This window comes from Pseudomonas sp. UF-293, assembly GCF_058245595.1.
This window is the reverse complement of the sequence record NZ_JBSICA010000010.1, coordinates 25980-52663: the sequence shown is the minus strand read 5'-3', so window position 1 is coordinate 52663 and position 26684 is coordinate 25980. Positions and strand designations below refer to the sequence as shown.

25 protein-coding genes are annotated in these 26684 nt (G+C 60.6%); 13 read left to right on the top strand and 12 right to left on the bottom strand.

The annotated features are described in order from the left end of the window. The first annotated feature begins 112 nt into the window (after positions 1-112). A complete protein-coding gene (gene earP / locus AC4IHP_RS13425) occupies positions 113-1255 on the top strand; it encodes an elongation factor P maturation arginine rhamnosyltransferase EarP (RefSeq protein ID WP_490831891.1) in 1143 nt (380 codons plus the stop codon). A 48-nt stretch (positions 1256-1303) separates the two neighbouring features. Beyond that, complete coding sequence (locus AC4IHP_RS13420) at positions 1304-1873, top strand: elongation factor P (RefSeq protein ID WP_003226785.1); 570 nt, start codon at positions 1304-1306, stop codon at positions 1871-1873. Positions 1874-2057: 184 nt separating this feature from the next. On the opposite strand, the gene AC4IHP_RS13415 is transcribed toward AC4IHP_RS13420, so the two are convergent. The 4 genes from AC4IHP_RS13415 to AC4IHP_RS13400 all read right to left on the bottom strand — a co-directional run bounded on the left by AC4IHP_RS13415 (position 2058) and on the right by AC4IHP_RS13400 (position 5343). Continuing rightward, entirely contained in the window at positions 2058-3068 is a 1011-nt protein-coding gene (locus tag AC4IHP_RS13415) for an alpha/beta hydrolase (RefSeq protein ID WP_460120561.1), read from the bottom strand. A gap of 36 nt (positions 3069-3104) precedes the next feature. Next, positions 3105-3524 carry an organic hydroperoxide resistance protein gene (locus AC4IHP_RS13410; RefSeq protein WP_007940002.1) on the bottom strand — a complete coding sequence of 140 codons (420 nt, stop codon included), beginning with the start codon at positions 3522-3524 and terminating at the stop codon, positions 3105-3107. Positions 3525-3855: 331 nt separating this feature from the next. Continuing rightward, positions 3856-4311: a MarR family winged helix-turn-helix transcriptional regulator gene (locus tag AC4IHP_RS13405; protein ID WP_460120559.1), complete on the bottom strand. Its 456-nt coding sequence runs from the start codon at positions 4309-4311 to the stop codon at positions 3856-3858. 75 nt (positions 4312-4386) lie between these two features. Beyond that, complete coding sequence (locus tag AC4IHP_RS13400) at positions 4387-5343, bottom strand: LysR family transcriptional regulator (protein ID WP_490831890.1); 957 nt, start codon at positions 5341-5343, stop codon at positions 4387-4389. A gap of 112 nt (positions 5344-5455) precedes the next feature. On the opposite strand from AC4IHP_RS13400, the gene AC4IHP_RS13395 reads away from it, so the two are divergent. After that, entirely contained in the window at positions 5456-6202 is a 747-nt protein-coding gene (locus tag AC4IHP_RS13395; RefSeq protein ID WP_460120556.1) for a sulfite exporter TauE/SafE family protein, read from the top strand. Here the strand turns inward: AC4IHP_RS13395 and AC4IHP_RS13390 are convergent. Continuing rightward, on the bottom strand, positions 6192-7046 hold the full coding sequence (locus AC4IHP_RS13390; protein ID WP_172667885.1) for a LysR substrate-binding domain-containing protein: 855 nt from the start codon (positions 7044-7046) through the stop codon (positions 6192-6194). The genes AC4IHP_RS13395 and AC4IHP_RS13390 overlap by 11 nt on opposite strands. Before the next feature lie 97 nt (positions 7047-7143). On the opposite strand from AC4IHP_RS13390, the gene AC4IHP_RS13385 reads away from it, so the two are divergent. Both AC4IHP_RS13385 and AC4IHP_RS13380 read left to right on the top strand, forming a co-directional pair. Continuing rightward, positions 7144-7365, top strand: coding sequence for a DUF1127 domain-containing protein (locus tag AC4IHP_RS13385; protein WP_460120553.1), 222 nt, complete (start codon positions 7144-7146; stop codon positions 7363-7365). Between the two features lie 64 nt (positions 7366-7429). Beyond that, on the top strand, positions 7430-8656 hold the full coding sequence (locus AC4IHP_RS13380; RefSeq protein WP_490831889.1) for a winged helix-turn-helix domain-containing protein: 1227 nt from the start codon (positions 7430-7432) through the stop codon (positions 8654-8656). Positions 8657-8745: 89 nt separating this feature from the next. On the opposite strand, the gene AC4IHP_RS13375 is transcribed toward AC4IHP_RS13380, so the two are convergent. Beyond that, positions 8746-10092: a class II 3-deoxy-7-phosphoheptulonate synthase gene (locus AC4IHP_RS13375; protein ID WP_490831888.1), complete on the bottom strand. Its 1347-nt coding sequence runs from the start codon at positions 10090-10092 to the stop codon at positions 8746-8748. Between the two features lie 151 nt (positions 10093-10243). On the opposite strand from AC4IHP_RS13375, the gene AC4IHP_RS13370 reads away from it, so the two are divergent. Then, positions 10244-10999: a spermidine synthase gene (locus tag AC4IHP_RS13370; RefSeq protein ID WP_217878617.1), complete on the top strand. Its 756-nt coding sequence runs from the start codon at positions 10244-10246 to the stop codon at positions 10997-10999. A 109-nt stretch (positions 11000-11108) separates the two neighbouring features. Here AC4IHP_RS13370 and AC4IHP_RS13365 read toward each other — a convergent pair whose 3' ends face one another. Beyond that, on the bottom strand, positions 11109-11900 hold the full coding sequence (locus AC4IHP_RS13365) for a crotonase/enoyl-CoA hydratase family protein (protein WP_490831887.1): 792 nt from the start codon (positions 11898-11900) through the stop codon (positions 11109-11111). A 420-nt stretch (positions 11901-12320) separates the two neighbouring features. Here AC4IHP_RS13365 and AC4IHP_RS13360 point away from each other — a divergent pair, with 420 nt between their 5' ends. Next, positions 12321-13994, top strand: coding sequence for a DEAD/DEAH box helicase (locus tag AC4IHP_RS13360; protein ID WP_039759894.1), 1674 nt, complete (start codon positions 12321-12323; stop codon positions 13992-13994). 116 nt (positions 13995-14110) lie between these two features. Here AC4IHP_RS13360 and AC4IHP_RS13355 read toward each other — a convergent pair whose 3' ends face one another. After that, positions 14111-14878: a DODA-type extradiol aromatic ring-opening family dioxygenase gene (locus AC4IHP_RS13355; protein ID WP_490831886.1), complete on the bottom strand. Its 768-nt coding sequence runs from the start codon at positions 14876-14878 to the stop codon at positions 14111-14113. 104 nt (positions 14879-14982) lie between these two features. Between AC4IHP_RS13355 and AC4IHP_RS13350 the strand changes: the two genes are divergently transcribed. Next, positions 14983-15636, top strand: a complete 654-nt coding sequence (locus AC4IHP_RS13350; RefSeq protein WP_490831885.1) for a thiopurine S-methyltransferase — start codon at positions 14983-14985, stop codon at positions 15634-15636. Between the two features lie 173 nt (positions 15637-15809). Here AC4IHP_RS13350 and htpX read toward each other — a convergent pair whose 3' ends face one another. Next, a complete protein-coding gene (gene htpX / locus AC4IHP_RS13345) occupies positions 15810-16697 on the bottom strand; it encodes a protease HtpX (RefSeq protein ID WP_007908619.1) in 888 nt (295 codons plus the stop codon). Positions 16698-17000: 303 nt separating this feature from the next. After that, on the bottom strand, positions 17001-18212 hold the full coding sequence (locus AC4IHP_RS13340; RefSeq protein WP_490831884.1) for a pyridoxal phosphate-dependent aminotransferase: 1212 nt from the start codon (positions 18210-18212) through the stop codon (positions 17001-17003). A gap of 224 nt (positions 18213-18436) precedes the next feature. On the opposite strand from AC4IHP_RS13340, the gene msrB reads away from it, so the two are divergent. The 3 genes from msrB to AC4IHP_RS13325 all read left to right on the top strand — a co-directional run bounded on the left by msrB (position 18437) and on the right by AC4IHP_RS13325 (position 19878). Then, positions 18437-18832 carry a peptide-methionine (R)-S-oxide reductase MsrB gene (msrB, locus tag AC4IHP_RS13335; RefSeq protein WP_460120537.1) on the top strand — a complete coding sequence of 132 codons (396 nt, stop codon included), beginning with the start codon at positions 18437-18439 and terminating at the stop codon, positions 18830-18832. 105 nt (positions 18833-18937) lie between these two features. Continuing rightward, complete coding sequence (locus AC4IHP_RS13330) at positions 18938-19423, top strand: glutathione peroxidase (protein WP_490831883.1); 486 nt, start codon at positions 18938-18940, stop codon at positions 19421-19423. After that, complete coding sequence (locus AC4IHP_RS13325; RefSeq protein ID WP_490831882.1) at positions 19420-19878, top strand: MarR family winged helix-turn-helix transcriptional regulator; 459 nt, start codon at positions 19420-19422, stop codon at positions 19876-19878. The genes AC4IHP_RS13330 and AC4IHP_RS13325 overlap by 4 nt, the downstream gene beginning before the upstream one ends. Here the strand turns inward: AC4IHP_RS13325 and AC4IHP_RS13320 are convergent. Beyond that, complete coding sequence (locus tag AC4IHP_RS13320) at positions 19862-22183, bottom strand: hybrid sensor histidine kinase/response regulator (RefSeq protein WP_490831881.1); 2322 nt, start codon at positions 22181-22183, stop codon at positions 19862-19864. The two genes, AC4IHP_RS13325 and AC4IHP_RS13320, sit on opposite strands and share 17 nt — an antisense overlap. Positions 22184-22348: 165 nt before the next feature. Here AC4IHP_RS13320 and AC4IHP_RS13315 point away from each other — a divergent pair, with 165 nt between their 5' ends. After that, the gene (locus tag AC4IHP_RS13315) at positions 22349-23239 is read left to right on the top strand and encodes an ATP-binding protein (RefSeq protein WP_041478431.1); all 891 of its coding nucleotides are present in this window, start codon (positions 22349-22351) and stop codon (positions 23237-23239) included. Beyond that, a complete protein-coding gene (locus tag AC4IHP_RS13310; protein WP_039759879.1) occupies positions 23236-23718 on the top strand; it encodes a GAF domain-containing protein in 483 nt (160 codons plus the stop codon). Before AC4IHP_RS13315 ends, AC4IHP_RS13310 begins: the two co-directional genes overlap by 4 nt. Here AC4IHP_RS13310 and AC4IHP_RS13305 read toward each other — a convergent pair whose 3' ends face one another. Continuing rightward, positions 23719-26664, bottom strand: coding sequence for an HD domain-containing phosphohydrolase (locus AC4IHP_RS13305; protein ID WP_490831880.1), 2946 nt, complete (start codon positions 26662-26664; stop codon positions 23719-23721). Positions 26665-26684 lie beyond the last annotated feature (20 nt).

Sequence of the window (26684 nt, the reverse complement as noted above, 5' to 3'; positions counted from 1 at the left end):
CGGATGGTTGCGGGCAAGTGGCGATTGTCGCACGAAGATTAATCGCCGTCGGCTCTTCTGCGCGAGCGCATTTATGCGGACAATCGAGGTTTTTTGCCAACGGGAGAACGGCATGCCTGAAGCGAAACCCCGCTGGGATATTTTCTGCACCGTAGTCGACAATTATGGCGACATCGGTGTGACCTGGCGCCTGGCCCGGCAACTGGTGGCCGAACATGCCTTGCCGGTGCGCCTGTGGGTGGATGATCTGCGCGCGTTCGAGCGCATTTGCCCAGAGATCGATATCGATCTTGCGCAGCAGTGGCAGCAGGGGGTCGAGGTGCGTCAGTGGCCGAGCGAATGGCTGCACGCCGACGCTGCCGATGTCGTCATCGCCGCCTTCGCCTGTCAGTTGCCCGCCGACTACATGGACAGCATGGCCGTGCGTGAAACGCCACCACTGTGGCTCAACCTCGATTATCTCAGCGCCGAAGACTGGGTCACCGGTTGCCACGGCTTGCCGTCGGTGAAATACAAATCGGTGCAGAAGTTCTTCTTCTTTCCGGGCTTCAAGCCGGGCACCGGAGGCCTGCTGCGCGAACGCGGACTGCTCGAACAGCGTCGGCAGTTTCAGCAGGATCGGCCGGCCCAGCGACATTTCCTGCAAGCCTTGGGTATCGATCCTGCTCCGAACGCGCAACTGATCTCGCTGTTTGCTTATGAAAACCCCGGGTTGGCCAGTTGGCTGGATGTGCTGGCGGCCGATGCACGGCCGATTCACCTGCTGGTGCCCGAAGGGCGGATTCTCGGCGATGTGGCGCGCTGGCTGGAGGTGGAAACCCTGACGGTCGGCGCGATTCACGTGCGCGAGTCACTGACCGTGCAAGTGCTGCCGTTCGTCCGTCAGGACCAATACGACCATCTGCTGTGGTGCTGCGATTTCAACGCGGTGCGCGGTGAAGACTCGTTCGTTCGCGCGCAATGGGCGGGGCGGCCGATGCTGTGGCACATCTATCAGCAGGACGACGACATCCATCTGGACAAGCTCGATGCTTTTCTTGCGCTCTACACTCACGGCCTTTCGCCCGCTGCGGCGCAGGCGATGAACGGTCTGTGGCGAGCGTGGAGCGCCGGGCAACCGATCGGCGAGCACTGGCTGGCGGTGCGAAATCATTGGCCTGAACTCGAGGAGAACGCCGAAGCATGGTGTCTGGAACAGGCCTTGCAGGCTGATCTTGCCACGGCGCTGGTACAGTTTTATGTAAATTGGATATGATACGCGGCCTAGATTTTTGTAAATCCCATCCAAATTCGGATATTCGCAATGAAAACTGGTAAAGAACTCAAACCCGGTACCGTGATCCGTATCGACAACGATCCTTGGCTGGTTCAGAAAGCTGAATTCACCAAGTCGGGCCGTAACAGCGCGATCATGAAGACCAAGCTGAAGAACCTGCTGACCGGTTACAAGACCGAAACCGTTTACGGTGCGGACGACAAACTGGACGACGTGATCCTGGATCGTAAAGAAGCCACCCTGTCGTTCATCAGCGGTGACACCTACACGTTCATGGACACCACTGACTACACCATGTACGAACTGAACGCCGAAGACATCGAAAGCGTTCTGCCTTTCGTTGAAGAAGGCATGACCGACGTTTGCGAAGCCGTATTCTTCGAAGAGCGTCTGGTTTCCGTAGAACTGCCGACCACCATCGTGCGTCAGGTTGACTACACCGAAGGTTCCGCTCGCGGTGACACTTCCGGCAAGGTGATGAAGCCTGCCAAACTGAAGAACGGTACCGAGCTGTCGGTTGCCGACTTCATCGAAATCGGCGACATGATCGAGATCGATACCCGCGAAGGCGGTTCCTACAAAGGCCGTGCCAAATAAGCACTGCTTTTTGCGGAAAGAAAAAACCCGACCATTGAGTCGGGTTTTTTTGTGCCTGCGTTTTGCGTTTCACACCGATCCGATGAGGGAGCGAGCCTGCTCGCAAATGCGGTGTGTCATTCAATCAAGCGCTGTCTGACTGGACGCTTTGGCGAGCAGGTTTGCTCCCACAATGGGACTGTGGTTATTTCAAGTGTTGCTTCAGTTCTTCAGACGCCTGCAACATCGCCGAACGCACCGCCGGTACCTGGCTGACCACGTTGAGCAAACCGTAATCGTGGATCATGCCGTTGTAGCGCACCGACGTTACCGGAACCCCGGCCTCATCGAGTTTGCGCGCATAGGCTTCGCCTTCGTCACGCAACACGTCGGCGCTGGCAGTCTGCACCAGTGCAGGCGGCAGACCTTTGAGTTGCGCGGTGGTGGCGCGCAGTGGTGAGGCGTAGATCTCGTTGCGCTGCCTGGCGTCGGTGGTGTAGTTGTCCCAGAACCACTTCATCATGTTGCGGGTGAGGAAGTGCCCTTCGGCGTACTGGTTGTACGAACCGGTGTCGAAGTTGGCATCGGTCACCGGCCACAGCAACACCTGGAATTTGATCGCCGGGGTGCCTTTGTCCTTGGCCATCAGCGCTACCACTGCGGCCATGTTGCCGCCGACGCTGTTGCCGGCCACGGCCAGGCGCTTGCCGTCGACATTGATCTCTTTACCGTGTTCCGCCACCCATTTGGTCGCAGCGTAGGCCTGGTTGATCGCCACCGGGTAATGCGCTTCCGGCGAAGGCGTGTAATTGACGAAGACCGCCGCTGCCCCCGAACCGACCACGAGATCGCGCACCAGACGTTCGTGAGTCGGGAAGTCCCCCAGCACCCAGCCGCCGCCGTGGAAGAACATGAACACTGGCAGCTCACCCTTGGCCCCGGCCGGCCGGACGATGGTCAGGCTCAGCGGTTGACCATCGACCTGGATGGTCTTCTCGCTGACATCGGCTTTGGGCAGCGTCAGTTTGACCCCGGACTGCGCGCCGACCAGCACGGCGCGAGCATCCTTGGGCGACAGCTGCTCGATAGGCTTGCCGCTGCCTGAATTCAGCGCATCGAGGAATGCCTGGGTGTTGTGTTCGACGTCACCGGCAAAAGCGCTGTGCACCGACAGGGCGAGAAGGGTACCGGTCAAGACTTTGCTGAAAGTGTTCATGTTCATTTTCCTTGTTCGGGCCGGGGGCTTGAGTGATTACACGGTCACGTGCAGGCGCACATCGACGTTGCCACGGGTGGCGTTGGAGTACGGGCAGACCTGGTGAGCGGCGTCGACCAGCGACTGCGCGTCGGCTTGTTCCAGACCCGGCAGGCTGATGTGCAAATCGATGTCCAGACCGAAACCGCCAGGGATCTGGCCGATGCCGACATGGGCGGTGATCGACGCGTCGTCAGGAATCTTGCGCTTGGTCTGGCTGGCGACGAATTTCAGTGCGCCGATGAAGCAGGCCGAGTAACCGGCAGCGAACAGTTGCTCAGGGTTGGTCGCCGCGCCGCCAGCACCGCCGAGTTCTTTCGGGGTGGCCAGTTTGACGTCGAGTACGTTGTCGCTGGAGATCGCACGACCGTCACGGCCGCCAGTGGAAGTTGCGATTGCGGTGTAGAGAGTTTGCATGGTGTGAGCCTCATTGGTTGTGGTTTTGTGCGCTAATTGTTTGCGCGCTAAGTAGGTGTGAAGAGAATGTATAGCGCTAATGTTTAGTGCGCAAGATAAGTTTTCGAAAAGAAGCGCGTTTTACTTAAAGGCAGGGTATGGAAGGGGAGCGTGAGGCTTGATTTAGAGCGCTTGGCGAGGAAATTCAGGCGTGAAAAATATTTTTTGTTGGCGTTGAAATCAGTGTGGGAGCGGGCTTGCTCGCGAAGGCGCCGTTTCAGGCGACATCCGCTTCGACTGACGCACCGCTTTCGCGAGCAGGCTCGCTCCCACAGGGGGGATGTGGTGGGGCTTAATTCAGGCTGTCTTGCAGATGTCCGCGCAGCGCTTGCAGCTCGGCCTGCAACTTCTGCAGACGCTCCAGGGTGAAACCACTGGCGCCAAGAATGCACTGCGGCACGCTCTGTGCCTTGTCGCGCAAGGCGCGGCCCGCTGCGGTCAGTTCGACAATCACCACCCGCTCATCTTCACGACTGCGGGTGCGGCTGAGCAGGCCTTCGGCTTCCAGGCGTTTGAGCAATGGCGTCAGGGAGCCCGGATCGGTCAGCAGGCGTGCGCTGATTTCTCCGACAGTCAGACCGTCCTTCTCCCACAACACCATCATCGCCAGATACTGCGGATAGGTCAGGCCCAGCGCCTGCAACAGCGGCTTGTAGACCTTGGTCATCATCAGCGAGGTCGAGTGCAGGGCGAAGCACGCCTGATTGTCGAGGAGAAGGTCGTCGCAGTTGTCGCTTTCGGAAGTCATGTCAAAGCCTTGATCGTTGATCGTTTTTTAATCTAGCGCTCGAATCTTTAAGGCGCCAGATAAATATGTCCGGTGTCAGTGCCGGGCGAATTGCCGTTGCAACGCCAGATCCCACGGCGGCACCGGGCTGAAGCGGCTTTTCAGGTATTCCAGCAACAACCGACTGCGCGAATGGACCTGCTGTTCCATGCGCAGCGCGTAAATGCCGGTGGACTCCGGCGGCGGCAGGCCATTTTCACAAAACAGCGGCACCAGTTCGCCACGCAGCAGGTATTCGCTGGCCAGCCAGGTTGGCAAGTGTGCGACGCCCAGACCCGCCGCCGCGCCACACGCCAGGGCTTCGGCATTGTTGGCGCTCAGGCGCACCCGCGATGGCCGGTGCAGTTGCATTTGTCCGTCCACTTCGAATTTCCAGGCAAAGGGCGGCGCAAGGCCTTCCCAGTCGAGCCCGTCGTGTTCACTCAACTGCGCCGGGTGCTCAGGCACGCCACGCTGCTTGAGATAGTCAGGGCTGGCGCAGGCCACGCGGACCATGCTCGCCAGAGGCGTGGCGACCAGGCGCGAATCAGCCAACTGCCCGGTGCGCAGCACCAGATCGACCTTGCCCAAGCTGCTGCCGGCCATGTCGCTGAAGCTGTCGATCAGATGCATCTGCACATCCAATCCCGGATACAGCAAGAGAAAGTCGGCAATCACCGGCGCCAGATGTCGCCGCCCGAAGGCTGCCGGCGCATCGAGGCGGATCAGGCCTTCCGGTGCACTGCTCAACGACACCGCCTCGGCGCGCGCCAGTTGCAACTCGGCGATGATCCGCCGCGCCCGTTCGGCAAAGGCCAGTCCGGCCGAAGTCGGCAGCACGGCGTGGGTGCTGCGTACGAACAGCTGGCTGCCAACAGCACTTTCCAGGCTGTCGATGCGTCGCGCCACGGCGGAAGGTGTCAGCGGATGACGGCGCGAAGCGGCAGAAAAGCTGCCACTCTCCAGCACATCGAGGAACAGACCGAGCTGATCGGTCAATTGATTGGGATTCATGCGAAACCACGCTTGTGCAAAATCGGCACAGCCATTGTGCGTTGCTGTGCGTTTCCCCGCTAGGCGCGAGTGCGTAGCATTGGTTGCCTGTCGTTAGAGGATTACCGTTGTGATGGATTTTCTGTTGTACCTGCTGTTCGGCGCTGCCCTTGGCACATTGGGCGGGATCTTTGGCATTGGCGGTGGCTTGATTGCGATTCCGTTGCTCGGCGTGTGGTTTGGGCTTGATCAACAGATCGCCCAAGGCACGGCGCTGGTGATGGTCGTACCGAACGTGATGCTGGCGCTGTGGCGTTATCACCAGCGCATTCGCATCGAATTGCGCCACGCACTGCCGCTGGCGGTGATGGGTTTCTGCTTTGCCTGGCTCGGCTCGATCTGGGCGGTGGGCATCGATGCGCAGACCATGCGCATCGGCTTTGTTGCCTTTCTGGTGGCGCTGTCGGCTTACAACCTGTTGAAGATGTTCGGCCCGCGCCCAGCGCCGACTGCCGAGATGCGCTATTCGTGGCCGTGGCTGGGCGTGCTCGGCGCCGCCTCGGGAACCATGGGCGGTTTGTTCGGCGTCGGCGGCGCAGTGGTGGCCACACCGGTACTGACCAGCCTGTTCGGTACCAGCCAAGTGGTCGCTCAGGGATTGTCGCTGGCGCTGGCCCTACCGAGCACCGGGGTCACACTGGTGACTTACGCCGTACACCACGAAGTAGACTGGATGATCGGCCTGCCTCTGGCGGTCGGTGGTCTGCTCAGCATTAGTTGGGGCGTGAAAGTGGCCCACGCCATGCCGGAAAAAATTCTGCGTGGGCTGTTCTGCGGGTTCCTGGTGCTGTGTGCGGTGATGCTCGCGTTTAAAGTTTGAAGCCCTCGACGATGTGCTCGGCCAGGCACTCGGTGATCGGCGACGGATTATTCAGATTGCGGATCAGCATGATGCTCGCCTCGGGCAACAGCGGCAGATCTTCAGCGGCGCCGAGGATGCGCATGTCCGGGGTGATCAGGCTCTCCAGTTGCGCGGTGATCGCCAGCCCCGCGCTGACCACGGCCATCAGCGCCGACAGGCTGCTGCTGTTGTAGGCGATGCGGTAATCGCGGCCCATCGCGTCCAGCGCATTGCACGCCCACAAGCGGCAGAAACAATCACTGTTGAACATCGCCAAGGGCAGCGGCGTCTGTTCGTGAGCGCTGAAATTCTGCGCCTCGGCCCAGACAAAGCGCTCCTTGCGCAGCAACTGGCCGATCTCGTTGCCCGGTTCACGGGTGACGATCGACAAATCCAGATCGGTGCGTTGCAGCAACTGTTTGCTTGATTCGCAATGCACCTCGATCTGGATCAGCGGATAGAACTGCGCGAACCGCGACAGGATCCCCGGCAGAAAACGCATCACATAATCATCCGGCGTACCAATGCGCACGGTGCCGACCATGTGCGGTTCGCGCAGGGTGTTGAACACCTCACTGTGCAGTTTGAGTATGCGTCGCGCGTAACCGAGCAGCACCTGGCCCTCAGCCGTCAGCCGCACCTGACGGCCATCGCGCTCGAACAGTTGGCGCTGCAACACGTCTTCTTCCAGGCGTTTCATCTGCATGCTCACCGCCGACTGGGTACGGTTGACCATCTCGCCAGCACGGGTGAAACCGCCCTGATCGGCAATCGCGACGAAGGTGCGCAGGACATCGGTATCGATACTGGGGTAGGCGGACAATTGATGAATCTCCGTGATGCATGCCATCAGAAACATTCGTTGGATTGATCTTAGCGCCGGCGCGAGACTTGAGCCATCCACAAAAGGAGGCAAGACGATGAAAGGTCAAAGAGAGTATGTGAACGAAGAACAGCTGGCCGGCCATGGCCATATCGTGTCCGATCTGCTGCACAAATTCAGCCGTTGGTATGAGCTGCACCGCGAGCGGGAAATGCTCGCCGGTCTGAGCGATGAGGCGTTGAAAGACATCGGCATCAGCCGCGCCGATGTCGAACACGAAACCGTGCGGCCGTTCTGGGACGACCCGATGCATAAATGATGAGGCCATCGCTACACAAACCCCTTTCAGGTGAGGTAGGTTGCGAGCAGACATGGAGGAATAAATGCCCGCGACAGTGTCCTTTTCCCTCAAACAGGCGCGACGTCTGGCGCTGGCTGCCCAAGGGTTCAACGGGCGCCAGCCGCCGAACGTCAACGCCAATCATCTGAACCGGCTGATCGAACGGCTGGGTCTGCTGCAAATCGATTCCGTCAATGCCGTGGTGCGCTCGCACTACCTGCCGCTGTTTTCCCGTCTCGGTCCCTATCCTTCCGACTTGCTCGACCAGGCTGCCTGGAGTTCGGGGCGTCGGCGCACGCTGTTCGAATACTGGGGCCATGAGGCGTCGTTGCTGCCTCTGTCGATGTTTCCGTTGCTGCGCTGGCGCATGCAGCGCGCCAGACGCGGCGAGGACATCTACCAGCAATTGGCAAAGTTCGGTCGCGAACAACAGGACACGATTCGCCGCGTGCTGACTTCGGTAGAGGAGCGGGGCGCACTGGGCGCGGGCAGTCTGTCGACCCGCGAAGACAAGGCCGGGCCATGGTGGGATTGGAGTGCCGAGAAACTTGCGTTGGAATGGTTGTTCGCTGCCGGTGAGGTGACGGTGGCGGGGCGACGCGGTTTCGAGCGCTTGTACGATTTGCCCGAGCGGGTGATTCCGGCAGCGATTCTGCAGCAGCCCGAGCCGGACGCGGCCGAGGCGCAACGCGGTTTGCTGGTGCATGCGGCGCAAGCGTTGGGCGTCGGCACGGAAAAAGACCTGCGTGATTACTTTCGCCTGAGCCCTGCGGATGCGCGGCCGCGTCTGGCGGAACTGGTCGAGGCAGGGCATTTGCAGATGTGCGAAGTCGGCGATTGGCGGCAGATTGCCTATTGCCTGCCGGAGCCCAAAATCCCGCGCAAGGTCATTGCCAGTGCGCTGCTGTCGCCGTTCGATTCGCTGATCTGGGAGCGCAGCCGCACCGAGCGCCTGTTCGATTTCCGCTATCGCCTGGAAATCTACACACCGCAGCCCAAGCGGGTTTACGGCTATTACGTGCTACCGTTTTTGCACAACGAACGCATCGCCGCGCGGGTTGATTTGCGTGCCGAACGGGCAGCGCAGCAGTTGGCGGTGCATGCGGTGCACGAGGAAGAGCCAGGGCTGGACGAGGAGGGGATGCTGGCGCTGGCGCTGAATCTGCGGCGGATGGCGGGTTGGTTGGGGCTTGAGCGGGTGCAGTTGAATTGTCAGCGCGAGAGTGCGGGCCGGTTGCGGAGGGTATTGGCGCAGATTGAGGGTGCCTGAGCCGGCCCTTTCGCGAGCAGGCTCGCTCCCACAGGGAAATGCATTGCAAATGTGGGAGCGAGCCTGCTCGCGAAGGGAGGCGACGCGGTCTAGCGCCGGACTTGCTTCAGAGTCTCGGCAATCAAAAACGCCAATTCCAGCGACTGATCAGCATTCATCCGCGGATCGCAGTGGGTGTGATAACGGTCGGACAAGCCATCCTCGGTAATCGGCCGTGCGCCGCCGATGCACTCGGTGACGTTCTGTCCGGTCATCTCGATGTGAATGCCGCCGGCATAGCTGCCTTCCGCTTCGTGCACCTGGAAGAACTGCTTCACCTCGCCAAGGATCTGCGCAAAATCGCGAGTCTTGTAGCCGCTGCTGGCCTTGATGGTGTTGCCGTGCATCGGGTCGGAGCTCCACAGCACTTGCTTGCCTTCGCGCTGTACCGCGCGGATCAGTGCCGGCAGGTGATCGCCAACCTTGTTCGCGCCCATCCGTGCGATCAGGTTCAAACGGCCCGGATCGTTTTCCGGGTTGAGCACGTCGATCAGGCGGATCAGATCATCAGGGTTCATGCTCGGGCCGACCTTGACGCCGATCGGGTTGTTCACCCCGCGCAGGAATTCGACATGCGCGCCGTCGAGCTGGCGGGTGCGGTCGCCGATCCACAGCATGTGCGCCGAGCAATCGTAGTAATCGTTGGTCAGGCTGTCGCGGCGCACGAAGGCCTCTTCGTAGTTCAGCAGCAACGCTTCGTGGGCGGTGAAGAAACTGGTTTCGCGCAGTTGCGGCGAGCTGTCCATGCCGCAGGCGCGCATGAACGCGAGGGTTTCATCGATGCGGTCGGCGAGGTGGCTGTACTTCTCGGCCAGCGCCGAGTTGGCGATGAAATCCAGGTTCCACTTGTGCACTTGATGCAGGTCGGCAAAACCGCCCTGGGCGAAAGCGCGCAACAGATTCAGGGTCGCCGTGGACTGATGGTAGGACTGCAGCAAACGCTCCGGATCCGGCACGCGGCTCTTTTCGTCGAAGCCGATGCCGTTGACGATGTCGCCACGGTAGGCCGGCAGGGTCACGCCGCCGATGGTTTCATCGTTGGCCGAACGCGGCTTGGCAAACTGACCGGCCATGCGCCCGACCTTGACCACTGGGCAACCGGCAGCGAACGTCATGACGATTGCCATTTGCAGCAACACTTTGAAGGTGTCGCGGATCTTCGCGGCGGAGAATTCGGCGAAGCTTTCCGCGCAATCGCCGCCCTGCAACAGAAACGCGCGACCCTGGGTGACTTCTGCGAACTGGCGGCGCAGTTCGCGCGCTTCGCCGGCGAACACCAGCGGCGGATAGCTGGCCAGAGTCTGCTCGACCTGGCGCAGGTGCGCGGCGTCGGGGTATTGCGGTTGTTGCTGGATCGGCAGGGCGCGCCAGCTGTCAGGGCTCCACGGTTGGCTCATCACGGTCTCGAAGTTCGTACGCAGGGAAGCGCCATGTTAGCAGCAATTAGTGCGTGACCTGCTCCCGCCCCATCGCCGACAATCGCCGCTTTGCCACGGCCCCACAGCGGTGCCATCGCGTCACCGCGCCCGGTGACCATCAGGAGACGAAATGACTGAGGAGCGCGTCGAGCATCTGCTCGCCGAAGTACAGGATGAGTTCGGCGTGATTCGCGTGCTGGAAGTGGCCGATTACCGCTTCCTCGAGTTCGGCGATGCGATCGAGCAGAGCTGCGTGTTCACTGCCGACCCGAGCTGGCTGGAGTACGACTACACCCGCGCCATGCTGATCGGCGCGCTGTGCCACGAGCAGCCGGAGAGCGCGCTGTTTCTCGGTTTGGGTGCGGGCACGCTGACCCAGGCTTGCCTGAAGTTTCTGCCGCTGGAAGACGTCGAAGCCATCGAACTGCGCCCGGACGTGCCGCGCCTGGCCATCGAATATCTCGGCCTGGATGACGATCCGCGTTTGTACATCCGCGTCGGCGATGCGCTTGAGTTGCTGCCGACTGCCGAGCCGGCGGATCTGATTTTCGTCGACCTCTATACCGATGTCGGCCCCGGTGTCGGCCATCTGGCGTGGAGTTTTCTCGGTGATTGTCAGAAGCGCTTGAATCCGGGCGGCTGGCTGGTGATCAACCAGTGGGCCACCGACGACGGCAAACCGCTGGGCGCGGCGTTGTTGCGCGGGCTCTATCACCGGCACTACTGGGAGTTGCCAGTGAAGGAGGGCAACGTGATTCTGATTGTCCCGGCCGATCTCGATCAGACGCTGGACATGCAGGCGCTGACCCAACGGGCCGAAGCGCTGGCGCCGCAGCTGGGTTATTCGTTGCAGTCGTTGATCAACGCGATTCGCCCGGCGACGTAAGTCGGCAGCACCGCCCCCTTCGCGAGCAGGCTCGCTCCCACATTTGAAATGCATTCTCCCTGTGGGAGCGAGCCTGCTCGCGAAGAGGCCCTGACAGGCAGCAGATTCTTCAGATGCCTTTGAAGATCCCCGGACGCCGCTCCACCAACGACCGCACCCCCTCCCTGGCATCTTCCGTGGCCAGCAACTTCTTCACCAGCGCCGGTAACGCCTGCGCTGCAGCCGTCTCACCGTCATAGCGCGCCTGTCGCGCCGACAGCAAAGTTGCCTGCACACCCAACGGCGCCTGCCGCTCAATCCGTTCGGCTAGCTCAATCGCCCTTGGCAGCAAATCCTCACTGGCCATCACTTCCTGCACCAAGCCCAGATGCAACGCATCGTGGGCATCGAACTCATCGCCGGTGAGCAACCAGCGCATCGCATTGCCCCAGCCGGCGATCTGCTGAAAACGCAAAGTCGCACCACCGAAAGGAAAGATCCCACGCTGGACTTCCATCTGCGCGAAGCGAGTGTTGCTCGCGCACAGGTTGATGTCCGCCGCCAGCATCAGCTCGATGCCGATGGTCAGGCAGTAACCCTGCGCGGCGACGATGACCGGTTTGCTCACTCTCGGGCCGACGAAAACACCCCAGGGATCGCAACCGCCGCTCGGAACCTGCCAGCCTTCGGCCAGTGCGGCGCTGGCATTGACCAGATCGAGCCCGGCGGTGAAGTGCTCGCCGTGGCCGAATACCACGGCGACCCGCGCTTCGCCGTCGGCTTCGAACTCGCCGTAGGCCAGGCTCAGGTCGTTGAGCAGGTCGATATCGAAAGCGTTGCGCTTGGCCGCCCGATCGAGGCCGATCAGGTGCACGTGACCACGACGTTCTCGGCTGACGCGGCCGGCGCAGGGCTGATTCATGACGAAATCCTCGAGCAGGAAGGGCAGGGTGCGCGGCGCTTTGCCGCAGGTCGGTGAACCGTTTAAGCGTCATCGCCCGCAGGGCCGGGCCTTTGCAAAATAGACCGTTGCGCGATTATCCGCAAAACCCCGTTACACGGCGGTGACACACCGATAAGGGCCACAAAAAAAGCTCCCTTTTCGGGCGAAATCCGGTATAGTGCGCGCCGGCCTTTAACCGGGCCGCGTTTAGGTAGCGCATTTCCCGAAGTCAGCTTCGGCTGCACGTCCGCATTGCGGGCTCTTCCTTGACGATTCATCTTCATTCATTCGTTTTCGCAAATCCCCGCCGACAAAGCTGCCAGGGCGACTCTTGAGTCTCAACACGGCATGCGCAGCTTTGGAGCATGGGTCTTTGCGGATGCACTTAGAGGCAGACCCATGACCCAGGAAACCGGCGGATTCGCCGCTTTTAATCTCAACCCGAATATTCTTGCAGCCGTCGCAGCGACCGGCTACGAAGAGCCTTCGGCGATTCAGCAGCAATCGATCCCGATCATCATGGCCGGCCAGGACATGATTGGCCAGGCGCAAACCGGTACCGGTAAAACCGCCGCGTTCGCACTGCCTATTCTGCACCGCATCGATCCTGCCAAGCGCGAACCGCAAGCCCTGATCCTTGCGCCAACCCGAGAGTTGGCGCTGCAAGTAGCAACCGCTTTTGAAACCTACGCCAAGCAAATGCCAGGCGTTACGGTCGTGGCCGTTTACGGCGGCGCGCCGATGGGCCCGCAACTCAAGGCAATCCGTAATGGCGCACAGATCGTTGTCGCCACTCCGGGTCGTCTGTGCGACCACCTGCGTCGCGACGAGAAAGTCCTGTCGACCGTGAACCATCTGGTTCTCGACGAAGCTGACGAAATGTTGAAGCTGGGCTTCATGGATGACCTGGAAGTCATCTTCAAGGCTCTGCCAGCGACCCGTCAGACCGTTTTGTTCTCGGCGACCCTGCCGCAGTCGATCCGCGCCATTGCCGAACGCCACCTGCGCGATCCGCAACACGTCAAGATCCAGACCAAGACCCAGACCGTTACCGCGATCGAACAGGCCCACCTGCTGGTTCACGCTGACCAGAAAACCTCGGCCGTGCTCAGCCTGCTGGAAGTCGAAGACTTCGACGCATTGATCATGTTCGTACGCACCAAGCAGGCCACTCTGGACCTGGCCAGCGCCCTCGACGCCAAAGGCTACAAAGCCGCCGCGTTGAACGGTGACATCGCCCAGAACCAGCGTGAGCGTGTGATCGACTCGCTGAAAGATGGCCGTCTGGACATCGTTGTGGCGACAGACGTTGCTGCCCGTGGTCTCGACGTTCCGCGTATCACTCACGTATTCAACGTTGACATGCCGTACGATCCAGAGTCCTACGTGCACCGTATCGGTCGTACCGGCCGTGCCGGTCGCGAAGGTCGTGCGCTGCTGCTGGTGACTCCGCGTGAGCGCCGCATGCTGCAAGTGATCGAGCGTGTAACCGGGCAGAAGGTTGCCGAAGTACGTCTGCCGGACGCTCAGGCAGTTCTCGATGCGCGCATCAAGAAACTGACCAACAGCCTGTCGCCGCTGGTGGGTGATGCCGAATCGACCCACGGCGAGCTGCTTGATCGCCTGACCGCTGACATCGGTTGCACCCCACGTGCACTGGCCGCTGCGCTGCTGCGCAAGGCTACCAACGGTCAAGCACTGAACCTGGCGGCGATCGAGAAGGAACGTCCACTGGTGCCGAACAACGCACCGCGTGGCGACCGTCCTGAGCGTTCCGGTGATCGTCCTGATCGCGGTGACCGCGAGCGTCGCGCGCCAATGCCATTGGGCGAAGGCCGTGCTCGTTGCCGTACCGCGCTGGGTGCGCGTGACGGTATTGCTGCGAAAAACCTGCTGGGCGCCATCCTCAACGAAGGCGGTCTGGCCCGTGAAGCGATCGGTCGCATCCAGGTGCGTGACAGCTTCAGCCTCGTCGAGCTGCCGGAAGAGGGTCTGGAAAAGCTCCTGACCAAACTGAAGGACACTCGCGTGGCCGGTAAGCAGCTCAAGCTGCGTCGCTACCGCGAAGATTGATCCGCCCTTGGGTTGATTGATCGCACATAAAAAATCCCCGACTGGTTCGGGGATTTTTTTTGCCTGTTTATCGGGCGACACAACACTCTGTGGGAGCTGGCTTGCCAGCGATAACGTCAGCCGAAGCGATAAATATCCATACCCAGCGCACCCATCGTAAAGCCCTGATGCGCCACGTTGAAACCCCCGCCGGCAGCGCGAGCAAAATACAACGGCAACAAATGCTCATCACTCGGGTGGCTACGCACCGCATTCGGCGCCTGCTGGCGATAATCATGCAGCGCCGTCTCATCGTCAGCGGCCAGCTTGTCGATCATCCAGTCACGAAACTCACGTGCCCACGGTTCAATGCTTTCCGGCCCGGCATGCCAGTCCAGCTCGCGCAGGTTGTGGGTAATGCTGCCGGAACCGATCAGCAGAGCGCCTTGTTCACGCAGGCTCGCCAGCGCACGGCCAACCCGCGTCTGCAACGCCGGCCCGCCACGACTCGGCAACGAGACTTGCACCACCGGAATGTCGGCCTGCGGATACATCAACGACAGCGGCACCCAAACACCATGATCGAACGGTCGTTGCGGATCGAGCCGCGCTGGCAAGTCATTGGCGTTCAGCAGCTCAGCCACTTCGGCGGCCAACTGCGGATTGCCCGGTGCCGGATATTGCACGTCAAACAGCGCTCGGGGAAAACCGCCGAAGTCGTGCCAGGTGTCCGGGTGCGGATGGCTGCTGACCAGCAGTTCCTGACTTTCCCAATGTGCCGAGACGATGACGATGGCTTTGGGGCGCGGCAGTTCGGTGGCCAGTCGCGCCAGTGCCGGGCCGCTGGCACCGGGTTCCAGCGCCAGCATTGGCGAGCCGTGGGAGATAAACAGGCTGGGCAACATGGACGGGCTCCTGAACGATTAAGATGAGCCATCTTCAGCCATATCATCGATCTGAATCTAATATAAGTTTCTGCGGTTTTTCATCGGTTTTTCGGGAGTGATCCATGCAGCCTGAGTTTTGGTACAAGAAATGGGATTCGAACCAGATCGGCTTTCATCAGCCCGCAGCCAATCCGTACTTGCAGCGCTACTGGTCTGACCTGGCGATTGCACCGTCGGCGCGTGTGCTGGTGCCGCTGTGCGGGAAAAGTCTGGATTTGCTTTGGCTTGCCGGGCAGAGGCATCAGGTGCTCGGGGTGGAGCTGTCGGAACGGGCCGTCGAGGATTTTTTCGTTGAGCACAAGATTGAACCGCAGATCAGCGAGCAGGGCGCATTCAAGGTGTATCGCAGTGATGCCGTCGAACTGTGGTGCGGAGATTTTTTTGCGCTGACGGCGGAAGATGTCGCCGATTGCACGGCATTGTATGACCGCGCCGCGCTGATTGCCTTGCCGCAAGCGATGCGTCAGCGCTATGTGGCGCACCTGCAGCAGTTGCTGGCGCAGGGTATGAAAGGGCTGGTGATCACCCTGGATTACGATCAGACGCAGATTCCGGGGCCGCCGTTTGCGGTGAACGATGATGAAGTGCAGCGGTTGCTGGGCGAGGGTTGGCAGGTGGAGAAACTGGAAGAGCAAGATATTCTGGCTGAGAGCCCGAAGTTTCTGCAGGGCGGGGTTGAGTGGTTGGTGGAGCGGGTTTATCGGGTTTCTGCCTGATGGTTTTCTGTTAGCAGCTCCGGCGTCTTCGCGAGCAGGCTCGCTCCCACAGGGGAATGCGTTTCAAAGGTGGGAGCGAGCCTGCTCGCGAATGGGACTTTGCTGACAACGCATGATCTGAAGATAAAAAAAGGCCCGCATCACTGCGGGCCTTCTTTGTTATTGCGATCAAATCAACCGCGACGACGCAGTGCGTCAATACGCTCTTCCAGCGGCGGGTGGCTCATGAACATGCGGGCGAAGCCCTGTTTGATGCCACCGTTGATGCCGAAGGCATTCAGGGTGTCGGGCATGTGCACCGGCAAGCCCTGTTCGGCGCGCAAACGCTGCAGCGCCCCGATCATCGCGCTGGTACCGGCCAGGCGGGCTCCGGCTTCGTCGGCGCGGAATTCGCGCTTGCGCGAGAACCACATGACGATCGCGCTGGCGAGGATGCCCAATACCAGTTCGGCGAAGATGGTCGCCACATAGTAGGCGATGCCCTGGCCTTCTTCGTTCTTGAAGATCACCTTGTCGACGAAGTTACCGATGATCCGCGCGAAGAACATCACGAAGGTGTTCACCACGCCCTGGATCAGCGCCAGCGTGACCATGTCACCGTTGGCGACGTGACCGATTTCGTGGGCCAGTACGGCTTTCACTTCATCGGGCGAGAAACGCTCGAGCAGGCCTTGGCTGACCGCGACCAACGCGTCGTTCTTGTTCCAGCCGGTAGCAAACGCATTCGCTTCGTAGGCCGGGAAAATCCCGACCTCAGGCATCTTGATCCCGGCTTCGCGGGACAGTTGCTCGACCGTTTGCAGCAGCCATTGCTCATGACGGGTGCGTGGCTGGCTGATGATTTGCGTGCCTGTGCTCATCTTCGCCATCCACTTGGAGATGAACAGCGAGAACAGCGAGCCGGCGAAACCAAAGACCGCACAGAAAACCAGCAGCTGACTGAGGTCGAGGTCGACCCCGTTGGCCGCCATGAACCCGTTGAAGCCGAACAGGCTCAGGGTGATGCTGGCTATCAGCACGACCGCCAGGTTAGTGGCCAAAAACAGCAGGATGCGCATCATGGTTGTAGAACTCTCCTCAAGCTAAAGATGTAGCGTACTGCGGGGTATATAAGGTGCGGCACCGGGCTATTCAACCGAGTGACTATTTCAAACTGTGTCCTACAGCAGTTTCCTGAGGGAAAAGAAAATTCCCACCCTCTATTCCGATACAGCCGACACACCCTTTCGCCCCGCGCGCATTAGGTCGGACAGGCCTTAACGGCTCGCATCGCAAGTGTAGAAGGGCTGCAAAGGTGCGGAACAAAGATGTGTTGCTGAATCAGACAGTGCGCAACGGGCAATCCGTTGCGCACTAGTGGCTTATTACTGGCGGTAGGACTTGAGGAAGTTACCGATACGGCCGATGGCCATTTCCAGATCATCGACACGCGGCAGGGTGACCACACGGAAGTGGTCCGGCCACGGCCAGTTGAATGCCGTACCTTGCACTACCAGCAGCTTCTCGGAGAGCAGCAGATCAAGCACGAATTTCTCGTCGTTATGGATCGGGCACACCTTCGGGTCGATCTTCGGGAACGCGTACAGCGCGCCCATCGGCTTCACGCAGCTGACCCCGGGAATATCGTTGAGCAACTCCCAGGTGCGGTTGCGCTGTTCCAGCAGGCGACCCTGAGGCAGGACCAGATCGTTGATGCTCTGATAGCCACCCAGCGCGGTCTGGATCGCGTGCTGGCTCGGCACGTTGGCGCACAGGCGCATGTTGGCCAGCATGTCGATGCCTTCGATGTAGCTCTGCGCGTTGTGTTTCGGCCCGGAGATGGCGATCCAGCCGGAGCGGAAACCGGCCACGCGGTAGGATTTCGACAAGCCGTTGAAGGTCAGGCAAAGCAGGTCCGGCGCCAGCGAAGCGGTGCTGATGTGCACGGCTTCGTCATACAGGATCTTGTCGTAGATCTCATCGGAGAACACCACCAGGTTGTGCGCACGGGCGATTTCCAGCATGCCCAGCAACACTTCCTTCGAGTACACCGCACCGGTCGGGTTGTTCGGGTTGATGATCACCATGGCCTTGGTGTTCGGGGTGATCTTGGCCTTGATGTCGGCCAGATCCGGGAACCAGTCGGCGCCTTCGTCGCACAGGTAGTGCACGGCGTTACCGCCGGCGAGGCTGACGGCAGCAGTCCACAGCGGATAATCCGGGGCTGGCACCAGCACTTCGTCGCCGTTGTTGAGCAACGCCTGCAGCGACATCACGATCAGCTCGGAAACACCGTTGCCCAGGTAGATGTCTTCGATGCCGACGCCTTCAACCTGCTTCTGCTGGTAGTACTGCATCACCGCCTTGCGCGCGCTGAACAGGCCTTTGGAATCGCTGTAGCCTTGCGCGGTGGGGAGGTTGCGGATCACGTCCTGAAGAATTTCGTCCGGCGCTTCGAAACCAAACGGCGCCGGGTTGCCGATGTTCAGCTTGAGGATGCGCTGGCCTTCCTCTTCCAGTCGTTTGGCGTGCTTGAGCACCGGGCCGCGAATGTCATAGCAGACGTTGGCGAGCTTGTTCGATTTGCTGAACTGCATGGCGATGTGATCCCGAAAATGAACGATCCAGGCGGCAAATGGACAACCGTACTGGGATTGCTGCGTCTTCGCACAGGCGGAGGTCTGGCGCTTTTGCGCTCAGAATCCGTTTGAATGCGCCCGGTCTGGCTGCCAGACTGGCGCGTGACGAGGCGCAATCATACGTGCCGCCCGATCCGTGGAAAAGGTACAGATCGGGCTTTTTCAGCTGCTGAGGTGTGATGATGGAAAAGTTGCAGAAAACCCTGGAAGAGTGGAAGGCCATGCTCGACCCCGAGCAGTACAACGTCTGCCGTCTGAGTGCCACCGAGCGCCCGTTCTCGGGCAAATACAACGACACCAAAACCGACGGTGTCTACCACTGCGTCTGCTGCAACGAGCCGCTGTTCGATTCCAACACCAAATTCGACTCTGGCTGCGGCTGGCCGAGCTTCTATGCGCCGATCGGCGAAAGCGCGATGACCGAAATTCGCGACACCAGCCACGGCATGATCCGCACTGAAGTGAAGTGCGCGCGCTGCGATGCGCATCTGGGGCACGTGTTCCCGGATGGCCCGCCGCCGACCGGGCTGCGTTATTGCATCAACTCGGTGTGCCTGGATCTCGAGCCCCGCGAGTAACGAACAAGGCGACAGGTTTTGTCGCCTTTGTTTTGGTTAATTGAATTGCACACAATTCAATTGCTCGTTATGTTTGCGACTTCCTGATGATTGCGGAGCCGACCCATGAGCGACAACCTGCTGAATATCCCTTGCACCACCATCAAGGGTGAGCAAAAAACTTTGGCTGACTACGCCGGCAAAGCCGTGTTGGTGGTCAACACGGCGAGCAAGTGTGGCTTCACTCCGCAATACAAAGGCCTCGAAGAACTCTGGCAGACCTACAAGGACCAAGGGCTGGTGGTGCTGGGCTTTCCTTGCAACCAGTTCGGCAAGCAGGAGCCGGGCAACGAGGGCGCCATCAGTGAGTTCTGCGAACTGAATTTCGGTGTCAGCTTCCCGCTGTTCAAGAAGATCGATGTCAATGGCGCCGATGCTCATCCGTTGTTCGTGCAATTGAAGAAGCGCGCTCCCGGCGTGCTCGGTTCGCAAGGCATCAAGTGGAACTTCACCAAGTTCCTGATCGGCAAGGACGGCCAGTTGGTCAAGCGTTTCGCGCCGACGACCAAGCCGCAGGACCTGAGCGGCGAGATCGAAGCACTGCTCAAATGAGCCAGCGGGGTGACTCGCTGAAGCTCGACAGCCAGTTGTGCTTCAAGCTGTACGCGGCCTCACGGGCGGTGACTCGCGCCTATAAGCCGATGCTCGATCAGTTGGGCCTGACCTACCCGCAGTATCTGGCGATGCTGGTGCTGTGGGAGTGGCAGGACGCTGCGCCGGAGCAACCGACGGTGAAAGCCCTGGGCGAGCGTCTGGCGCTGGACTCGGGCACGTTGACGCCGTTGCTCAAGCGTCTGGAGCAGATTGATCTGGTCCAGCGCCGACGTTCGGCACGTGATGAACGCGAAGTGCATTTGAGCCTGACGCCTGCCGGAGCCGCATTGCGCGAGGAGGTCGGGCCGCTCAAGGCGCGCCTGCTGTGCGACAGCGGTGTGGATCTCGACCGGCTCAATGATTTACGCGCCGGCCTCGATCACTTGCTCGGGCAGATCAAAGCGCTGTCGTAGTCGGTATCCACTGATCGAGCAACGCCGCGAGTTCTTCGCGGCGAAACGGTTTGGCCAGATAGTCGCTCATGCCGGCCGCGCGGCAACGTTCGCGTTCCTCGGACATGGCATTGGCGGTCAGCGCGACAATCGGCAGATTCGGCCAGCGCCCGCTCTGGCGAATCTGCCGACTGGCTTCATAGCCATCCATCACCGGCATGTTGCAGTCCATGAGCACCAGATCGAAATCGGCAAACTCCAATTGATCCAGAGCCTCGGCACCATGGCCCGCCACCACCACGTCGCAGCCAAGCTTGCCGAGCATGCCTTTGGCGACCAACTGGTTGACGGGGTTGTCCTCGACCAGCAGCACCTTGCCACGACGCGCGGAAGGCGAGGCGTCCGCTTGCGATTCACTGAGGGTGTCGACATCCGGTTGCAGAATCCGCCGCAGATGCTGGTGCAGCGCATTGCGCGCCAGCGGCCGGGCTTGTTGTTGCAGTGGGGCGAGGGCGGCGGCTTCTTCGCTGGGCAGAAAACTGCCGTAAGCCGTCACCAGCAAGATCGGCGCAGTGATGCTCGGGCGCAAACCGAACAGGCATTCCGGGCAATCGGTGATAACCACGTCGGGATTGAGGCCCAGCCGCGAATCGTCGATGGTGCGTTGCATGTACTCCAGACCCCACACGGGCAAAAAGCTTTTCAGCAGCTCCGCCAGACCGCTGCTGGCAGCGGTGATCGCCAGAACCTTGCCGCGTAACGGCTCCGGTACCAGCGCGCGAGTGTGAGAGGGCAGTGGCAGCTCGGCACAGAACTGGCTGCCAAAACCGCTTTCCGAGCTGATGGTCAGGCGACCTTGCATCGCCTCGCAGAGGTTGTACGTCAGCGCCAGACCCAACCCGGTGCCGCCGTATTGCCGGGTGATACCAGCACCGGCCTGAGTGAACGGCTGGAAGATTTTCACCTGGGCTTCCTGGGCGATGCCGATGCCGGTGTCGCAGACTTCGATACGCACGCCGCCCTTGTGTGTCGACAAACGCACATCGACCCGACCGAAGCGGGTGAATTTCAGCGCATTGGACAACAGGTTGCTGACGATCTGCCGCACCCGGGTCGGGTCGCCCAGCACCAGCGCCGGGAAGTGCGGCTCGATCAGACAGGTCAGCTCGACGCTCGGCGCGGCGTTCTGCGAGAGCAGGTTGGCGGTGTCTTCGATCAGCGAACCGAGGTCGAAGGGGATGTTTTCCAGCTCCAGTTGCCCGGCGTCGAATTTCGACAGGTCGAGAATATCGTTGAGCAGTTCCACCAGCACCTTGCCCGAGTCGTGAGCGATCGACAGTTGTTGCTGCTGCTCAGCGTTGAGCGGGCCGTCCAGCGACAGGGCGATCATCCCCAGCAAGCCATTGAGTGGCGTGCGGATTTCATGGCTCATGTTGGCCAGAAATGCCGAACGCGCTTCGGCCATGTCCAGCGCGGTGCGGCGGGCGACTTCGAGTTCTTCGTTGGATTGGCTGAGGCGGGCATTGATTGCTTTCAGCTCGGCGGTGCGCGCCGAGACGATGTCTTCGAGTTGCGCGAGGTATTCGGTGAGACGGTTTTCCGCTGTGCGCCGTTGCTGGATTTCGGTGGCGATGTTTTCGAATTGCTGGTTGGCAACTTTGACCAGTACGCCGATTTCATCGTTGCCGTGGCCGGCCGGGCACTCGAGCGTGGTCGGCTCGGCACTACGTGGATCGCGGCCGCTGAGCTCGCGGATGACTCGCACCAGCGGCTTGGTCAGCATCACGTAGAACAGCGCCAGGAGGATCCCGGTCAGCAGCAGGCTACGGGCGAAACCGTTGAGCAGGGTGACTTCGGCGCGGCGCAGGAAGCGACTGCCAAAGGCATAGGTGTCGACTTCCAGTTTGAGCACGCCGAGGGATTCGTTGGGCAAGTGGTCGAGGTACAGTCGATCTTCGAAATGACGCTTGGCGCCGAACAGGAAATCGCTGATCAGCCGATAATTGCTTTGCAGTTCCGGACGTTTGACATTGGCCAGCACGGTATCGTTGTTGTCGATCAGTTGCGCGGCGATGATCGCAGGCGAGCGGAGCAGACCCAGGGTGAGTTCCTGCGCGAGTTCGGCGTCGATGTTATAGGCGATGCGCGAGGCCGGATTGTGGCTGATTTCCAGCAGCGCGAGGATTTCCCGGTTGATGGACGCGTCTTCGCTGGCATAATCGATGCCGATCTGCAGCAGACTGAGCAGGGTGCCCAGAATGAACCCGACCAGCACGGTAAGCCTGGCTTGCTTGTATGACAGCCGGTGGGTGAATTTGATATCCATGGGGTGTTGAACCACTTCCGTTTCCCTTCGCTGCTCAAGCATAGTCGATCATGTATGGATACCGAGGTTCCCGAATCGCCTTGTAACAAGGCTTGCTCGGGCAATTCTATCTGCGCAGGTTCGCTGGATCGTCATCATCACTGTGAAAGTGCCCGAGGAGAAGACGTGGATTCCCGATTGAATGCTTTTCTTGAACGCGCCGAGTCGGTTCTGGCGCGAATCGAACCACTGTTGCCGGCACCGCGCCCTGTCATTGACTGGAACACTTGCCTGGCCGCGCGCTGGCAGCGTGACGGGCGCAGCGGTTATCTGCTGCCGCTGGAAGTCAGCCTCGACATGCGCCTGTCGGACCTGATCGGCGTCGACCGTCAGCTGGAGCAGTTGGGGCGCAACACACAACAATTTCTCGATGGCATGCCGGCCAACCACGCCTTGCTCTGGGGCTCGCGCGGTACCGGCAAGTCCTCGCTGGTGCGTGCGTTGCTTGCCGAACACGCTGGCGCGGGCCTGCGTCTGATCGAGATCGAACGCGATCACTTGGCTGACCTGCCACGCGTGGTCGAGCAAGTCGCCAAATTGCCGCAACGTTTCGTGTTGTTCTGCGATGACCTGTCGTTCGAGTCCGGCGAAGGCGACTATCGCGTGCTGAAAAGCGTGCTCGACGGTTCACTCGAGCAGGCCCCCGACAACGTCTTGCTGTACGCCACTTCCAACCGCCGCCACCTGGTGCCGGAAAAGGAAAGCGACAACGAAAACTGGAAGCGCGTCGACGGCGAACTGCACCCGAGCGAAGCGGTGGAAGACAAGATCGCCCTGTCTGACCGTTTCGGTCTGTGGCTGTCGTTCTACCCGTTTACCCAGGAACATTTTCTCAACGTCGTCGAGCACTGGATCGGCCAGTTGGCCGCCAAGGCCGGCCTGAGCTGGCAGCGCGACGAAGCACTGGACATTCTCGCCGTGCGCTGGGCCACCGGCCGCGGTAATCGCAACGGACGTTGCGCGTATCAATTCGCTCGCTACTGGGTGGGACTGAAATTGCTGGAGCACAAGGCATGATTGATTTGCAACACAGTGGCCAGGGCCTCGAAGGCTACGGTATGTTGGCCGCGCAACTGGAATCGCTACTGGCGGACGAGCGCGATTTCATCGCCAATGCCGCGCAGTTTTCCGCGTTCCTGTTCAACCAGCTCGATGATCTGAACTGGGCCGGTTTCTACCTCAATCGCAACGAAGAACTGGTGCTCGGGCCGTTTCAGGGCCAGATCGCTTGCGTGCGCATCCCGTTCGGGCGCGGTGTTTGCGGCGCGGCGGCTGCCAGCCTGCAAACCCAGCGCGTCGAGGATGTACACGCGTTCCCTGGCCACATTGCCTGCGACAGCGCTTCCAACAGCGAACTGGTGGTGCCGTTGGTCAAGGACGGTCGCCTGATCGGCGTGCTCGACCTCGACAGCCCGAAGCTGGCGCGTTTCGGCGCCGAAGATCAGGCCGGCATCGAGCAGTTGGCAGCGATTTTCCTGCGCCTGACCGACTGCTGATCAACCGCTGAGGCCAGCCTTGTGCATCAGGCTGGCCGTGTCCACGCTGTCGATTTGCGCGGGATCGAGAAACCGCGTTGCGTACTGCATGTACACCCCCTCGTTGATGAACAGGCCAAACAGTGGCGCATCGATGTGCGCTTCACGGCACATGGTCGCCATGATCCCCAGCGCCTCGCTTAACGACTTGGCTTTCTTGTAAGGGCGATCGGCGGCAGTCAGCGCTTCGAAAATATCGGCAATCGCCATCATCCTCGCCGGCAGGCTCATCTCCTCGCGTTTCAGCCGTTTCGGATACCCGGTGCCGTCCATTTTTTCGTGATGGCCGCCGGCGATCTCGGCAATGCTGTCGAGGTGGCCGGGGAAGGGCAGGTGGCTGAGCATCATGATCGTCTGCACCATGTGATGGTTGATGATGTAGCGCTCTTCACGGGTCAGCGTGCCACGGGCGATCTTCAGGTTGTACAACTCGCCGCGGTTGTATTTGTACGCGGGCACATCGAGTTTGAAGCCCCAGGGGTTGTCTTCCGGAATCAGCTCGTTCTGGTTGCGTTCGATCAGGTGCTCGGGTTTGTCGGCCAGCAGCCTTTCGCTGACGGGTAACGCAGGCGCCGGCGTTTTTGCCTGACGGCCGTTTTCTTCCCAGGACACACCGAGGCGATCGTCGAGTGTGCGCATCCAGGTGCGCTTGGAAAGCCGGTCAAGGCGTTGCAGATCGGCCTCGGCCATGGCCTCGCCACCGAGATTGCAGCGGGCGACAAAGGCAAAATCTTCATCCAGCGTCAGCAACTCATGGTCGCGCGAGCGGGCCAGCGCCGCTTCGTCTGCGCCGCTCGCCAGCGTCTGCCAGTAATTGATCCATACGTCACGCTTGAGCACTTCGAAGCGGGTGCGGATTTCGTGGATGCGGTCGTTGATGGTCTCGAGTTTGGTGGCTTTGTCGACCACGTATTCCGGCGTCGTGACCTTGCCGCAATCGTGCAGCCATGCGGCGATGTGCAGCGCCTCCCAGTCATCTTCACTGGGCTGATAGGCGCTGAACGCCGGTTCCTGGCTGGCGGCGGCAGCATGGGCGAGCATCAATGTCAGTTCCGGCACTCGCTGGCAATGGCCGCCGGTATACGGGCTTTTGGCGTCGATTGCGCTGGCGAGCAGTTGGATGAACGCGTCGAGCAGTTGTTTCTGCCGAGCTTGCAGGCGCTGACTTTCAATGCTGACCGCCGCCGCGCCCGAGACAGCTTGCAAAAAGGCGATGCGGTCAGGCCGCAGCTTTTCCAGGTCGCTCGGCGCGCCGCTGTCATTGACCAGCAGAATCAGCAGGCCGATGGTTTCGTCGTGCTGGTTGTGCAGGCGGATACCGATCAGATGAATGCGCGGTGATTCCATGGCCAACAGGATTTTCTGCAAGTCGCCCGCCTGATCGAAGCCCAGGTGGCTGACCACATTGTTGGCGCTGACCAGTTGTTCGAACCAGGCCGGCCCAGTGTTCCTGTGCAGGTCACGCCCCTGAATATCGAACGCCTCCAGTGCCTGGGGCACGCCGTTGATGATCAGACCATAAGGTTCCATGCGCGCACCGTCAGCTTCGCGCAGGTAGATCAGACCGGCCTGCGCCTGGGCGATCTGCACGGTTTCGAACAGCACGCGCTCGAGCAGCGGGGCAAATCGCGTTTCAGCGCACAGACTGTCGGTGATCCGGAAGAAGCTCCCCAGGGTTTCCTTCATCCGCGCCATCGACAAACTCAATTGATCGACTTCCAGTACGAGGGAGCGTCGCGCCAGCGGAAAATTGAAGTCGAAGCTGCGGATCGCATCGGCTTCCTTGACCAGTGCGTGCAGCGGCTTGACCAGAATCCGCGAAATCACCCAGCCCAATGGCAGGCAGAGCAAGAGGATGGTCAGGGTAATCAGTGCTGCTTGCCAGCGCATGCGGAATGCATCCACCAGTAATTCGTCTTCCGGCACCAGCAGCGCCAATTGCAGACCTTTCGGCCCGCCTTCCTGAATGCTCGTGCGCGCAACAATCCATTGTCGACTGTTGACCTGCAGGCGCTTGTCGTTGTTCTCAGTGCTCAGCAGCGCGCTCAGCTCCGGGCTGAGATCGGCCGCTCTGGCGAGCCGCGCGGTGCGGTCATCGACGATCAGGCGACTGCTGTCGGGATAAGCCACCGCATTGCCATCGGCATCGTACAAGGCGATTTCGGTCGACGCGGTGACCCGATGTTTGTTCAGCGTCGTCGACAACGCGGCCAGCGTCAGGTCGGCACCGATCACGGCATGCTCACCGGCGCGTCGGGCCAGGGTGGTGCCGACGTTATGGGTGGAGAAGAATACGTAAGGCTCGGTGGTGATCTGCCCGGCCTGTTGCAGGGCCTCGCTGAACCAGTTTCGGCTGCGCGGATCGTACGCTTCATCTGGATGCTCGCGCCGGCTGATCAACGACAGAGCCTGATCAAAGAACAGTGATTGCGAGCGTACGGCGCCTTGCGGGTCGTGCTCGATGCTCCAGACCTGGTATGCCGCCGCGTCCGGCGCCTGCAACTGTGCTTTGATCGCCGCAGAGCGCAGTGCCCGCACCATGAAGAAGTCGCCACTGGCATAACCCAGATACAGCGACGCCAGTGCCGGGTTGTCGCTGAGTGACTGGCTGAAGGGCTTGAGCAAAGACAGGCGTTGCTCGAGATTGCCAGTATGGGTGGCCGGGGTGTCTGCCAGCAGGCTCAGCAGGTTGCGGATCGGCTGATAAGTCGCCTGCAAGTCGTTGCGTACGTCCTGTTCGATGCGATCAAACAGTTTCTCGCTGCTCGACAGAATGATCTGCGTGGTCTGGTGGTAATTGAACAGGCCCAGCACCACGCCCGTGAGCAACAAGAGAAAGGTGAACATGACGCTGATGTGCACGTGCAGCGGCAACCGGCGTTGCTCGGGGCGCAGTGGGCTGTGCATTGCAGGCTCTCCATGAATGT